Here is a 13,832-nt window from a genome sequence, read left to right on the forward strand (position 1 = left end):
GCCTGATGGCGCTGCCCGACAAGCGATCCGGTGCGGCACGGTAGAGTGCCTTGCTGCCACAGCCCGCCATGGCCCCGACGGCCCGGCGGGCTGTTTTCATTCCCGTTCTATTCCTATTGCTTCAGGGCACATCCCCATGGTCACCTGCTACCTGCGCTACGTCATCGACCCCCACCAACTCGCCGAATTCGAGCACTACGGCAAGCTGTGGATTCCGCTGGTGGAGAAATTCGGCGGCCAGCATCACGGCTATTTCCTGCCGTCGGAAGGCGCGAACAACATCGCGCTGGCGCTGTTCACCTTCCCGTCGCTGGCGGCCTACGAAACCTACCGCGAGCAGTCGATGCAAGACCCGGAATGCCTTGCCGCCTTCCGCTACGCGCAGGAAACGCGCTGCATCCTGAGCTACGAGCGCAGCTTCTTCCGGCCAGTGTTCGAGTGATGCCTGCGACCTTTGATGCGTAGTTACGTAATTTTGCAATTTTGACGGATTTCGGCATTCAAACCTGCTTATATTTCGTTCCGCCTGACAGAATTCAAACGCATTCAAAGGGAGGTTTTCCATGTCCAATCCCGTTGCCAAGGGCGACGCTGCTGAAAAATCGCAGGATGAACTCAGAGCGATAATCGAATCGTTCTTCCGTTTCGCCCATGTCCAAGTGCCATGGGACGGCACCGTGAACGACAGCGTGGCCCTCGTTTTCCACCAGATGCTGTTGGAAACCGCCAAATGTTCCAATGCGATGTCTTTCGTTCCCCGCCCCGCAGGCGGGCCCCCTTCCGTACTTTGGCTCGCCACCCAATTGGCGACCATGGGCTACCGGAACATCGAGAACAAATTCACCATCTCCTGCGCCAAGACAGCCATTCGCAATTTCCGCTCCGACTTCGAACAGGCATCCACGGGCATCGCGGCCCTGATGTTCATGCCATGCGCCTGAAGCCGCTTCTTTTCTGCGCCCTGCTGCACGCATCGCTGGCCGGCAACGCCTTCGCCGGCGAGAAGGGGATGCTGGAAGACCGGAATTGGCCTGCCTACCAGCGTTGCTCCGGATGCGTGGCATTGCAGTACGGCTGGCTGGAACTGAAAGTCCCCCGGCATCTGGTGGGCAAGTTCTTCGTGCCGCCAGGGGGGGATCCCTTCGTCATCCTCGCGCCCACCGAGAACAACTTGCCCAACGGCCTCGTGGACGGCCCCGTGATTCACCTGAGGGAATACGCCAAGTTGCAAGAGCGTTACCAGAAGCTCGGCGTGCTGGAAAAGCATGGCATCCAGACACCGCTGGCGTTCTACGAGTTGCTGGGGCAGGCCAATTTGGGCGATCCCGTGATCGACCTGGCCCGAAAGGTCGAGGGCGTTGCGAATTCGATGCGCTACGAGAAATTTTCCAAGGGCCCCTTCACCGCCATCCGCATCCAGGACATAGAGCCCGATTTGGACCGGCTGTACCTCTTCACCCCCGATCCCGAGAACTACTACATGGTGTCCGGGCGCCTGTCGCCTGCGCTGTTCAGGCAACTGATGTCGCATCTGAAACTGGCCAAGTTCTGACTGTTATCCGTGAAGGCCGCGCATCCCGGTGTGGCCGTGGCACTCACCCTGCAAACACGAGCCGCACGCGCAGGCCCTCGCCGTGGGGGCCTGGCTCCAGCGCCAGGCGCACGCCCAGCAGTTCGGCGTAGCGCGCCACGATGGCCAGGCCCAGGCCAGCGCCCTGTCCCAGGCGCTCGCCCTCGCGGCCCTGGGCCCAGCGTTGCAGAAGATTCGTGCGCTGCGCGGCCGACAGGCCCGGCCCGTTGTCCACCACGGCCAGGGCGATGGTCTCGCGGCCATCGGCCGTGGTCTCGCGCGCGATTTCCACGGTGACGCGGGGGCGGCCTCCGGCCGGTGGGCGGCCGTAGCGCAGCGCGTTGTCGATCAGGTTGCCCAGCACGCCTTCGATGAGCAGGGGCTGGCCCAGCACCACCACGGGCTGGTCCAGGCCGGTGGCGCCCAAGTCCACGCCGGCTGCATCGGCGCGTGGCAAAAAACGCAGCACGGCATCGCGTGCCAGCTCGTCCAGCGCCACGGGCTGGCGGGGCATGGCGCCGCGGGCCTCGTCGGCCAGCGCCAGCGCGAGCAGTTGATCCACCAGGTGGCTGGCGCGGGCTTCGCTGTCGGCGATGCCGGCCAGTTGCTCGCGCCACACGGCCGGGTCTTTGTGGGCCAGGCCGTAGGCGGCCAGGGCGCGGATGCCGGCCAGCGGGGTGCGCAACTCGTGCGCCACGTTGCCGGCGAATTCGCGCTGCGCCCGCACCCCCTGGGCCACGCGCGCCAGCAGATCGTTCACCGCGGCGCCCAGGTGCTGCACATCACTCGTCGAGGCTTGCACGGGCACGGGTGCCAGGTCGCGCGCATCGCGCTGGTCCAGCGCCTGCTGGAACGCGGCGAGCGGCTGCAGGTCGCGCTGGATGGCGCGCCGCAGCCATACCGCCAGCGCGACCAGCAGCAGCAATTGCGATACGCCCGAATACAGCAGCACGCTGCGCAGCATGGCACTGCGGCTGTGCACGGTCTGCGCGGTGACGACCTCGAACGGCTGGGGCTCGCGCACATCGAGTCGCACCGCGCGCAGCGCACGGCCATGGAACTGGATGTCGGAAAAGCGATAGGCCTCGTCGCCACGCGGCGGGGGCACGGGCAGGCCGCCCGCATTGCCCGCCAGCATGGAGCCGTCGGGCCGCAGCACTGCGAAATACACCGTCTCCACCTGGTCGAACAGCACGGCCTTGACCTCGCGCGAGGTGAGTGCGAAGTCGAGCGCATCGCCCTTGAGCCGCACGTTGGCGGCCACCGCGTAGGCATCGTCGAGCAGCGACCGGTCGAACGCGCGCTGGGTGAACGCATTGGCCAGCAGCACCGAACCGGCGGTGCCCACCAGCCAGGTCAGCCCGAGCGGCACCAGCACGTGGCGCAGCAGCCGCGCGCGCAGCGAGTGGGGCGTTCGTTGCACCGATGGGCCGGCGGGCTTCGGGGAAGGCGTTGCGGCAGTGGTCATGGTGCCTCGGGCGTGTCTGCCTCGGCCTCCACCATGTAGCCCAGTCCGCGCAGCGTGCGGATGCCCGCGCCGCTGCCCTGCAGCTTCTTGCGCAGGCGCGAGATGAAGGCTTCGAGCGCGTTGTCGCCCAGGGCCTCGTCGAAGTCGGAGAGCTTGTCGGACAGGGTGCGCTTGCTCACCACGCGTCCGGGCGGTGTCATCAGTTCCCACAGCACCTCGAACTCGCGCGCGGGAAGGTCGGCCGGCGCGCCGTGCAGGGTGAAGCGGCGCGCCCGCCGGTCCAGCACCAGCGCACCGACGGCCGAGCGGTCGTCCGCGCCCAGGGTGCGCCGTGCCAGGGCACGCAGGCGGGCCTCCACTTCGGCCAGATCGAAAGGCTTGCCCAGGTAGTCGTCGGCACCGGCATCCAGGCCGGCGATGCGCTCTTCGGTGCGGTCTCGCGCAGTGAGCACCAGCACCGGCGTGCGGTCGCCCCGGGCCCGGGCTGCGCGCAGCACGGTGAGGCCGCTGGCGAGCGCGCTGCCGGGGGTGCTGTCCTGCGGCAGGTTGAGGTCCAGCAGCACGGCATCGAAGGGCTGCACGCTCCAGAAATGGTGCGCCTCGGCCACGGTGGCGGCCGCGTCCACGCGATGGCCCGCATCGGTCAGGCTGCGCAGCATCACGCCGCGCAGCACGTCATCGTCTTCCACGACCAGGATTCGCATGGGTTGGGGCTGGGTTGGTTGGTCAGGTAGCGGTCAGGCACCTGGGCCGATAAACGCGGCATGAGCATACGACACCCCTGCATCCTTCTTTGCGCCCTGGCCTGCGCGCTGCCGGGCTGGAGCCAGACCCGCGCCGCCGAAGGGCCGGCCGCCCCCGCTGCCGCCACGGTATCCCCGGCCGCCGCCACGCCGATGTCGCCGCAGTGGACGCTGGCGCAGGCCTTGGCCGCCGCCCGCGACAACAGCGACGTGATCCAGTCGCAGCAGGCGCTTGCCGCCGCGCGCGCCGACGTGCTGAGCGCCGACCACGCCCCTTTGCCAGTGTTCAGCTCGAAGGCCACCTCCATGGACCTGCAGCACGGCCTGGGCCCCGGCAACGTGCTCACGCGCAAGCGCATCGACAAATCGGTGGGCATCGACTGGACCTGGGAGCGCGGCAACAAGCGCGAGCTGCGCACGCAGGCCGCCCAGCGCGCCGCAGATGCGGCCCAGGCCGATGTGGAAGACACGCAGACCCAGCAGTTGCAGGCCGCCCTGGTCGCCTACTACGACCTGATGGCGGCGCAGGACCGCGTGCGCGAGACCGCCGAGATCGAACGCAGCGTGGGCGACCTCGCCCGGCTGGCCGACCGGCGGGTGAAGGCCGGCGACCTGTCCGCGCAAGACGCCGCCCGTACCCGCATCGAAGCCGAACGCGCCCGGGCCGACACGCAGGCCGCCATGCAGTTGCAGGAACAGGCCGCGCTGGCCCTCGCCCAGGTCACCGCCAGCAGCCTGGCCGTGCAGGCCAGCGGCACCGATTGGCCGGCGTTGCCGCGCACTGCGGCGCCGACATCGACATCGGGAACCGTGCCAGCGATAGCCGCCGGCAGCGGTGCGCTGGATGGCGGTGGCGACCTGGGCGCCTGGGCCGAAGCCCGCGCCGATGTGCGCGCTGCCATCGCCCGCGTGCAATCCGCACAGGCGGCGCTGGACAACGCGAGCGCCCTGCGCAAGTCCGACTGGACGGTGGGCGCCTCGGTGGACCACTACCCCGGCACCTCCAACCGCCTGCTGGAAGTGCGCGTGCAGATCCCGCTGCAGTGGGGCTACCAGTTCCAGGGCGAGATCGGCCGTGCGCAGGCCGAGCTGACCCGCGCGCAGGACGCGCTGGACAACACCCGCCGCCTGGCCCTGCTGGACCTGCAGCACCTGCAGCAGGCCGCTTCGAGCGCCGCGCGGCGCGCCGCCAGCTATGACGAAGGCGTGCTGCCGCAGGCGCGCCAGGTGGCGCAGAACGCCGATCTGGCCTACCGCAAGGGCGCCATGCCGCTGACCGATCTGCTGGATGCCCAGCGCACCCTGCGCGCAACGGCGCTGGAGGCGCTGTCGGCCCGCGCCGACTACGCCAAGGCGCAAGGCGCCTGGCTGCTGCGCACGCAGCCGCAGGCCCTGCAGGGCAGCCTGCCCTGAGCGGCGCACGGCGCCTGCCCTGCGGCCTTTCATTCCTCCCGTTTCACGTTTCTCTCTCTACAGCGAAGTCCACCATGGTGCACCCTGCCCTCTCCCTACCGCGCCTGACCACCTGCGGCCTGCTCGCCCTTGCCTTGGGCGGCGGCGCGCTGCTGCAAGGCTGCAGCAAGGCCGCCGAAGCCACTGCGGCGCCGGAAGCCGCGCCGCCCATCGCCCAGTCGGGGCAACTGCGTTTTCCGCCAGGGCATCCGCAACTGGCGTTGCTGGCCGTGGCCCCCGCGCGCGCCAGCAAGGAAATCGCCGTAGACCTGCCCGCGCGGCTGGTGTGGAACGAAGAGCGCACCCAGCGCGTGTACCCGGCATTCGCCGGCCGCGTCACGGCCATCCGCGCCGACCTGGGGCAGGCGGTGAAGGCCGGTGCGCCGCTGGCTTTGCTGGCTTCGCCCGACTTCGGCCAGGCCCAGGCAGACACGGCCAAGGCCCGCGCCGACCAGTCGTTTGCCCAGCAGGGCCTGCGCCGCCAGCGTGAACTGTTCGATGCCGGCATCGTGGCCCGCAAGGACCTGGAGCAGGCCGAAGCCGACGCGGCCCGCGCCCAGGCCGAGGTGGCCCGCGCGGCCGCGCGCACCAGCCTGTACGGCGGCGGCAACGCCGTGAACCAGCAGCTCGCGCTCACCGCCGGCATGGCGGGCGTGGTGGTCGAGCGCAACCTGAATCCCGGCCAGGAAGTGCGGCCCGACCAGTCCGGCCCCGGCAACCCGGCCCTGTTCGTGGTGACCGACCCGGCCTCGCTGTGGGTGCAGATCGACGCGCGCGAGGGCGACCTGGCCTCGCTGCGCCCCGGCGATACCTTCACGCTGCAGGTGCCTGCCTACCCCGACGCCACCTTCACGGGCTGCGTGACCGCGACGGCCGACGCGATCGACCCCGGCACCCGCACGCTCAAGGTGCGCGGCGTGGTGCCCAATGCCGACCGCCGCCTGAAGGCCGAAATGCTCGCCACCGTGCATGTGCAGGAAAGCCGCGACAGCGGCGTCGTCATCCCGGCCGCCGCCGTCACCCTCAGCGGGGCCGTGCACACCGTGTACGTGCAGCGCGATGCCGGCGTGTTCGAGCCGCGCACCGTCACGCTGGGCCATGAAGGGCCGAAGGACGTGGTGGTCACCGCCGGCCTGCAGGCGGGCGACAAGGTCGTCACGCAGAACGTGCTGCTGCTGGCCCGGCAATTCCAGCTGGCCGAGCAGGACGGCGCACCGCAGAAGGCCGCCCCATGAAACGGCTCATCCACTACGCGCTGCACCAGCCGCTCTTCATCGTGCTGGGCGTGCTGCTGTTCGCCATGGCGGGCGTGATCGCGTTCAAGAACCTGTCGGTGGAGGCCTTTCCCGACGTGACCGACACGCAGGTCACCATCATTGCGCTATACCCCGGGCGCGCCGCCGAAGAGGTCGAAAAGCAGGTCACGCTGCCCATCGAGGTGGCGCTGTCGGGCCTGCCCAACGCCATCCGCGTGTTCTCCCACACGCAGTTCGGCCTGTCGTTCACCGTGGTCACGTATGACGACAACGCCAACGTAAACCTGGTGCGCCAGCAGGTCGGCGAGCGCCTGCGCGGCGTGGACCTGCCGCCGGGCGTGGAGGCTGACATCGCCCCCAACGCCACGCCGGTGGGCGAAATCATGCGCTACCGCGTGAAGGGCGACGGGCACTCCACCACCGACCTGCGCACCATCGAGGACTGGACCGTGGAACGCGCGCTGCGCCAGGTGCCCGGCGTGGCCGACGTGGTGGCCATGGGCGGCTCGATCAAGCAGTACGAAGTGCAGCCCGACCTGGACAAGCTGCGCGCATACAAGCTCACCTTCCAGAACCTGCTGGATGCCCTGGGCCGCGGCAACGCCAACGCCGGCGGCAGCTACGTGGCGCAGGGCGCGCAGCAGTACGCCATCCGCGGCATCGGCCTGCTGCAGTCCAGCGAGGACATCGGCCGCATCGTGGTCGCCGCGCATGGCGGCACGCCGGTGCTGATCCGCGACGTCGCCCAGGTGAAGGTGGGCGCGGTGCCGCGCCTGGGCACGGTGGGGCAGGACGACGACGACGACGTGGTGACCGGCATCGTGGTCATGCGCAAGGGCGAGAACGCGAGCGTGGTGCTCAAGAACGTCAAGGACAAGATCGCCGACCTGAACGCGCGCAGCCTGCCGCCGGGCGTACAGATCGTGCCGTTCTACGACCGCACCTGGCTCATGGACAAGACGCTCACCACTGTGTTCCGCAACCTCGTGGAAGGCGCGCTGCTGGTGTCGCTGGTGCTGTACCTGTTCCTGTCCAACCTGCGCGCCAGCCTGGCCGTGGTGGTGGTCATCCCGCTGTCGCTGCTGGCCACGTTCATGGGCCTCAAGGTGATGGGCGTGCCGGCCAACCTGCTGTCATTGGGGGCCATGGACTTCGGCATCATCGTGGACGGCGCGGTGATCGTGATCGAAAACATCATGCACCGCCTGGCCGAGCGCGGCGAAGACATGGACGACCGCGACCGGCGCGACACCATCATCGAAGCCGCCGGCGAAGTGGGCCGGCCCACGCTGTTTTCGATGCTCATCATCATCGCGGCGCACATTCCCATCTTCGCGCTGCAACGCCACGAAGGCCGCATCTTCCAGCCCATGGCGCTGTCGGTCACCACCGCGCTCATCGGCTCGCTGATCTTCTCGCTCACCCTGGTGCCGCTGCTGGCCTACTGGATGCTGCGCAAGAAGCTGCCGCACGGCGACAACCGCGTGGTGCGCGCCGCCAAGCGCGCCTACGCCCCGGTGCTGGACTGGGCGCTGAACCGCCGCCGCACGGTGGTGGTGGTGGCGCTGGCGGTGTTCGGCCTGGCGCTGGTGGCGGCATCGCGCCTGGGATCGGAGTTCCTGCCCGAGCTGGACGAAGGCACCATCTGGGTCAACGTGCGCCTGCCGGCCAGCGTGTCCAACGACGAGGCGGCGCGCATGCTGCGCCAGGTGCGGCAAGCCCTGCGCACCGTGCCCGAGGTGCGCACCACCGTCTCCAAGGCCGGCCAGCCCGAGGACGGCACCGACCCCAAGACCATCTCCATGGCCGAGATCTTCGTGGACGTGAAGCCCGCCGAGCAGTGGCGCCCGGGCCTCACGCACGCGCAGCTCATCGAAGAGATGGACCGCGCCGTCTCCGCCATTCCCGGCATGGAGCCCGCGTTCTCCCAGCCCATCCGCGACAACGTGCTCGAATCGATTTCGCAGATCGACGGGCAGATCGTCATCAAGGTGGCGGGCGACGACCTGGTGGAGCTCAAGCGCCTGACCCAGTCCATCGAAAGCGAGATCCGCCAGGTGCCCGGCGTGTACCGCGCCGAGATCGACCGCCTGGGCGACCTGCCGCAACTGGTGATCGACATCGACCGCGACCGCGCGGCGCGCTACGGCCTGAACGTGGGCGACATCCAGGACGTGATCGAAGCCGCGCTCGCGGGCAAGGCCACCACCAACCTGTGGGAGGGCGAGCGCAAGTTCGCCGTCGCCGTGCGCATGCCGGAAGACCGCCGCGCGCTCGCCCGCCTGCCCGACACGCCCATCGCCACGCCGGACGGCGGCTACACCACGCTGGGCAGCGTGGCGCGCATCCGCGAAACCAGCGGCGCCATGAACATCGCCCGCGAGGCCGGCCGGCGCACCATGGCCATCGGCATCTTCATCAAGGACCGCGACATGGGCTCGGTGGTGAAGGACATGCAGACCCGCGTGCAGAAGAACGTGCAATTGCCGGCGGGCTACCAGGTCAACTGGTCGGGCGAGTTCGAGAACCAGGAACGCGCGATGAAGCGCCTGTCGGTGGTCGTGCCCATCTCGCTGCTGCTGATCTTCGTGCTGCTGTTCGACGCGTTCAAGTCGTTCAAGATGGCCTCGCTGATCCTCATCAACGTGCCGCTGGCGCTCATCGGCGGGTTCATCGCGCTGTGGATCTTCAACATCCCGCTGTCGGTGTCGGCGGCCATCGGTTTCATCGCGCTTTCAGGGCAGTCGGTGCTCAACGGCGTGGTGATGCTGTCGGTGTTCCAGCAGCTTCAGGCCGGCGGCATGGCCGTGGCCGAAGCCGTGCGCCTGGGCTCCATGCAGCGCCTGCGCACGGTGCTCATGACCGCGCTGCTGGCCATGCTGGGGCTGCTGCCCATGGCGCTCTCGCACGAGATCGGCTCGGAGACGCAGCGACCGTTGGCCATCGTGGTGATCGGCGGGCTGGTGACGGCCACGCTGCTCACGCTGGTGGTGCTGCCGGCGCTGTATGTGTCGTGGTTCGGAAAGAAAGCGCCCCGCGAGGCTGCGGGTCAGTGACCGCGCGGGGCTGCGGCCGTGGGCTGGGCAAGGAATGAAGCGGATGCGGACGCGTCCCGTGCGTCCGCTCCCTTGACCCGTCCCGCTCCGGGCCGCGTTCGGCGCCCTTCAGGCGGGTGGCCGGTGCACGTGCCGCACCGCCGGCCTGTGCCCCTTGCGCAAGGCGATCGCCTTGCGCGCTAGCGCGTCAGGCGAGCAGGCCCAGCGCCGGGTTGCGACCGCGCGTGGCTTCGTCGGCCAGATGGAACTGCTGCACCACCTGCGACAGGCGCGCGGCCTGTTCGCGCAGCGATTCGGCGGCGGCGGCCGATTGCTCGACCAGCGCGGCGTTCTGCTGGGTCATGCGGTCGATCTCGCCCACCGAGCCGTTGACCTGGCCGATGCCGGTGGTCTGCTCGGCCGAGGCCGAATTGATCTCGCCGATGATGTCCGACACGCGCTGCACGCTGTCCACGATTTCCTTCATGGCCGCGCCGGCGTCCTCGACGTGGCGCACGCCGCCCTCCACGGCCGACACGCTGGAGCTGATCAGCGCCTTGATTTCCTTGGCGGCTTCGGCCGAGCGCTGGGCCAGGCTGCGCACCTCGCCCGCCACCACGGCGAACCCACGGCCTTGTTCACCGGCGCGCGCCGCTTCCACGGCGGCGTTCAGCGCCAGGATGTTGGTCTGGAACGCGATGCCGTCGATCACGCCGATGATGTCGCCGATCTTGCGGCTGGAACTGGAGATCTCGTGCATGCTGGCCACGGCCTGCTGCACCACGCTGCCCCCGCGCGTGGCAATGCCCGATGCGGACGATGCCAGTTGGTTAGCCACCTGGGACGACGATGCCGTCTGCTGCACGGTGGTGGTGAGGTCGGCCAGCGAAGCCACGGCCTCTTGCGCGTTGCTGGCGGTCTGCTCGGTGCGGCCCGACAGGTCCTGGTTGCCGGTGGCGATCTCGGCGCTGGCGGTGGCGATGCTGCCGCTGGCGTCGCGCACTTGCGATACCAGCGCGCCCAGGCCGTGCTGCATGTCGTCCAGCGCACGTTGCAGGTCCGCCACTTCGTCGCGGCCCTCCACCTGCACGCGCTGGGACAGGTCGCCGCCGGCGATGGCCTGCGCCATGCGCCGCGCTTCGGCCAGCGGACGGCAGATGGACACCATGTTGAGCAGGGTCAGCGGCACCACGACGACGATGGTGATCAGCACCGCCAGCACGAAGAGCCACTGGGTTTCGCTGGACACGCGCTTTTGCTGCGCGGCGACCTCAGCCACTTCGTTGCGCAGGCTGGTGTCCAGCTGGGCCATGAGCTTGTCGGCCTCGGCGAACTCGGTCACGGCCTTGCCGCTCATGCGGTTGGCGATGGTGGCGGTGTCGTAGCCGCCGGCCTCCAGCTGGCGGGCCACGTGGGCGAATTGCTCCTTGTAGCTGTCCAGCCGCTTGACGATGTCGCGCACCAGGGCGTTGTCCGGGTCTTCAGGGCCTTCCAGGAACTTGGCCGAAACCTTCTTGGCACGCTCCAGGCTGGCGAGCCAGGCCGTGTGGGCCTGCTTCACGCCCTCGGGCTTTTCGTACTGGATGATCATGTCCTTCTCGAACTGGCGGATGGCGCCCATCTCGCCCCGAAGGTCGGCCATGTAGCCCACTTCGGAGAAGGAATTCGTCATGAAATCCTCGCTCATCGCGTGGATCCGGAACATGCCCAGCATGCCCGCGCCCCCCAGCAGTCCCAGCAAACCCAGCACCACGCCAATGGCGCCCAGCATGCGCACCCGAATCGAAAAACCCCGCATGAGCGAAAAGAAATTCATGTCTGTCGTCCTCTAATCTCTTCGGTGCCCAAAGAAAAGATGTGCACCATATGCAACCAAACGTTGCAGTGTGCCAGAGCCATGGGCTTTTAACTGAATGTAACTATCAAACGCGCCAGCGCTTCAATAGCAAAGCGTTCGCCATCACACTCACTGAACTCAGCGCCATCGCCGCCCCCGCCACGACGGGGCTTAAATAGCCCAGCGCAGCGAGCGGAATGCCGGCCACGTTGTACGCGAACGCCCAGAACAGGTTCTGCCGGATCTTGGCCACCGTGCGGTGCGAAATATCCAGCGCCGCGGCCACCAGCCTGGGTTCGCCACGCATGAGCGTGATGCCCGCGGCCTGCATGGCCACGTCGGTGCCGTTGCCCATGGCCATGCCCACATCGGCGGCCGCCAGAGCGGGCGCATCGTTCACGCCATCGCCCACCATGGCGATGACGCCCTGGCGCAGACCCGGCTGCGCGCCCTCCGCAGCCGGGTCGGTGTTGCGCAATTGCGCCACACAGGCGGCCTTGTCGCCCGGCAACACCTCGGCCATCACTTCGCCCGCCCCGGGGTCGAGCCCCAGGCGGCGCGCCATGGCCTCGGCCGCGCCGCGGTGGTCGCCCGACACCATCACCACGCGGATGCCGCGCGCGCGCAACGCCGCCAAGGCCTCGCGCGCACCAGGCTTGGGCTCGTCGCCAAACGCCAGCAGGGCGCGCAGGGCCCATGTGCCGTTCGCGGATGCCGCCTTGCCCTCCTGCCCGACCCCGGCCATGGCCACATGCTCGGCCACCGCCGACACGGTGGCGCCGGCGGTTTGCAGTGCGGTGGCGGACGCGGCCAGGTCGCCCAGCGGCACGCCCAGTTCCTCCATCCAGCGCAGACTGCCCACGCGAAAGCGGCGCCCGTCGGCCTCGCCCTCCGTGCCCCGGCCGGGCACGGCGCTCACGGCCTGCGGCGCCGGCACGGCCAGACCGCGGCGGCGGGCTTCCTGCACCACCGCGCGGGCCAGCGGGTGTTCGCTGCCGCTTTGCACGCCCGCCACGGCCGCCAGCACTGCCGCCTCGTCCTCGCCCGGCGCCACTTCGAAGGCGGTCAGCCGGGGCTGGCCCACCGTCAGCGTGCCGGTCTTGTCGAAGGCCACCGTGGTCACCCGGTGCGCACGCTCCAGCGCCTCGGCGTCCTTGATCAGAATGCCGTGCCGGGCCGCCACCCCGGTGCCGGCCATGATCGCGGCCGGCGTCGCCAGGCCCAGCGCGCACGGGCAGGCAATCACCAGCACCGCCACGGCATGGATCACTGCGGCCTCGCCGCCGGCCCCTGCCCACAGCCAGCCCAGCAGCGTGGCCAGCGCGATGCCCAGCACCACCGGCACGAACACCGCCGACACCTGGTCCACCAGCCGCTGGATGGGCGCCTTGCCGGCCTGCGCGTCTTCCACCAGCCGGATGATGCGGGCCAGCACCGTCTCGGAGCCCACGGCCGACACCTGCACCACCACCCGCCCGTCGCCATTGATCGAGCCGCCCGTGAGCACCTCGCCCGTGGTGCGCGGCACCGGCAGCGGCTCGCCCGTGAGCATGGATTCATCCACCTGCGTGTGCCCCTCCAGCACCGTGCCGTCGACCGGAATGCGCTCGCCCGGGCGCACCACGATCCGGTCGCCCGCCATCACCTCGGCCACGGGCACATCCACCTCGCCGTCAGCCCCCAGCAGATGCGCCACCTCGGGCCGCAGGGCGTGCAGCGCGCGGATGGCCGCCGTGGTCTGGCGCTTGGCCCGCGCCTCCAGCCATTTGCCCAGCAGCACCAGCGTGATCACCACGGCCGAGGCCTCGAAGTACAGGTGCGGCGCATGCCCGGCCGGCGCGCTCCACCACAGCCAGAGCGACAGCCCGTAGCCCGCACTGGTGCCGATGGCCACCAGCAGATCCATGTTGCCGGTGCGCGCCTTGAGGGCATGCCAACCCGCCTTGTAAAACCGCGCGCCCAGCCAGAACTGCACGGGCGTCGCCAACAGCCACTGCAGCCATGCCGGCAGCATGCCGTGCGGGCCGAGCAGCGCACTCCACCGGTCCGGCAACACGCCCAGCAGCATGGGCAGCACCAGCGGCGCCGACAGCGCCAGCCCGAGCGCGACCGGCCCGAAACCGGCCCAGGGCGAGCGGTCCCGCGCCTCGTCGTCCTGCGCCTCGGGCGCCTGCGGCTCATAGCCCGCGTTGCGCACCGCGCGGCGCAGCTGCGCCTCCATGGCGGCGCCGGCACCGGCCGCGTAGACCACATGGGCCCGCTCGGTCGCCAGGTTGACCGTGGCCTCCTGCACGCCCGGCACCTTGCGCAGCGCCCGCTCCACCCGGCCCACGCAACTGGCGCAGGTCATGCCGGCAATGCCCAGGTCAAGCAAGGCCGCAGCCCCGGCAGCAGAGGGCGACGGTGGTGCGGCGGAGGGTGTGGAAGCGGCGTTCTTAGTCATGCCCGGCACCTTAAACCTTGACGTCGTG

The 13,832-nt window shown here is 69.5% G+C and carries 10 protein-coding genes; 6 read left to right on the forward strand and 4 right to left on the reverse strand.

What is annotated here, in order from left to right:
* The first annotated feature begins 136 nt into the window (after nucleotides 1–136).
* From BLT03_RS08100 to BLT03_RS08110, 3 genes are all read left to right on the forward strand, one after another.
* On the forward strand, nucleotides 137–442 hold the full coding sequence (locus tag BLT03_RS08100; RefSeq protein WP_092742194.1) for an NIPSNAP family protein: 306 nt from the start codon (nucleotides 137–139) through the stop codon (nucleotides 440–442).
* Between the two features lie 121 nt (nucleotides 443–563).
* On the forward strand, nucleotides 564–941 hold the full coding sequence (locus tag BLT03_RS08105) for a hypothetical protein (protein ID WP_092742197.1): 378 nt from the start codon (nucleotides 564–566) through the stop codon (nucleotides 939–941).
* Entirely contained in the window at nucleotides 932–1,552 is a 621-nt protein-coding gene (locus tag BLT03_RS08110; protein WP_092742200.1) for a hypothetical protein, read from the forward strand. The genes BLT03_RS08105 and BLT03_RS08110 overlap by 10 nt, the downstream gene beginning before the upstream one ends.
* Nucleotides 1,553–1,595: 43 nt before the next feature.
* Here the strand turns inward: BLT03_RS08110 and BLT03_RS08115 are convergent, their stop codons facing one another.
* The gene (locus BLT03_RS08115; RefSeq protein ID WP_092742203.1) at nucleotides 1,596–3,038 is read right to left on the reverse strand and encodes a sensor histidine kinase; all 1,443 of its coding nucleotides are present in this window, start codon (nucleotides 3,036–3,038) and stop codon (nucleotides 1,596–1,598) included.
* A complete protein-coding gene (locus BLT03_RS08120; RefSeq protein WP_092742206.1) occupies nucleotides 3,035–3,742 on the reverse strand; it encodes a response regulator transcription factor in 708 nt (235 codons plus the stop codon). The genes BLT03_RS08115 and BLT03_RS08120 overlap by 4 nt, the downstream gene beginning before the upstream one ends.
* Before the next feature lie 60 nt (nucleotides 3,743–3,802).
* On the opposite strand from BLT03_RS08120, the gene BLT03_RS08125 reads away from it, so the two are divergent.
* The 3 genes from BLT03_RS08125 to BLT03_RS08135 all read left to right on the forward strand — a co-directional run bounded on the left by BLT03_RS08125 (nucleotide 3,803) and on the right by BLT03_RS08135 (nucleotide 9,545).
* Nucleotides 3,803–5,194: a TolC family protein gene (locus tag BLT03_RS08125; protein ID WP_092742208.1), complete on the forward strand. Its 1,392-nt coding sequence runs from the start codon at nucleotides 3,803–3,805 to the stop codon at nucleotides 5,192–5,194.
* Between the two features lie 74 nt (nucleotides 5,195–5,268).
* A complete protein-coding gene (locus tag BLT03_RS08130; protein ID WP_092742210.1) occupies nucleotides 5,269–6,468 on the forward strand; it encodes an efflux RND transporter periplasmic adaptor subunit in 1,200 nt (399 codons plus the stop codon).
* Nucleotides 6,465–9,545: an efflux RND transporter permease subunit gene (locus BLT03_RS08135; RefSeq protein WP_092742213.1), complete on the forward strand. Its 3,081-nt coding sequence runs from the start codon at nucleotides 6,465–6,467 to the stop codon at nucleotides 9,543–9,545. Before BLT03_RS08130 ends, BLT03_RS08135 begins: the two co-directional genes overlap by 4 nt.
* 187 nt (nucleotides 9,546–9,732) lie before the next feature.
* Here BLT03_RS08135 and BLT03_RS08140 read toward each other — a convergent pair whose 3' ends face one another.
* Nucleotides 9,733–11,340, reverse strand: a complete 1,608-nt coding sequence (locus tag BLT03_RS08140) for a methyl-accepting chemotaxis protein (RefSeq protein ID WP_092742216.1) — start codon at nucleotides 11,338–11,340, stop codon at nucleotides 9,733–9,735.
* A 106-nt stretch (nucleotides 11,341–11,446) separates the two neighbouring features.
* Nucleotides 11,447–13,711 (reverse strand): heavy metal translocating P-type ATPase, encoded by a 2,265-nt coding sequence (locus tag BLT03_RS08145; RefSeq protein ID WP_245711312.1) that lies wholly within the window; start codon nucleotides 13,709–13,711, stop codon nucleotides 11,447–11,449.
* Nucleotides 13,712–13,832: the final 121 nt, after the last annotated feature.

Origin of the sequence: Paracidovorax valerianellae (assembly GCF_900102625.1) — a bacterium.
Lineage (GTDB): Bacteria > Pseudomonadota > Gammaproteobacteria > Burkholderiales > Burkholderiaceae_C > Paracidovorax > Paracidovorax valerianellae.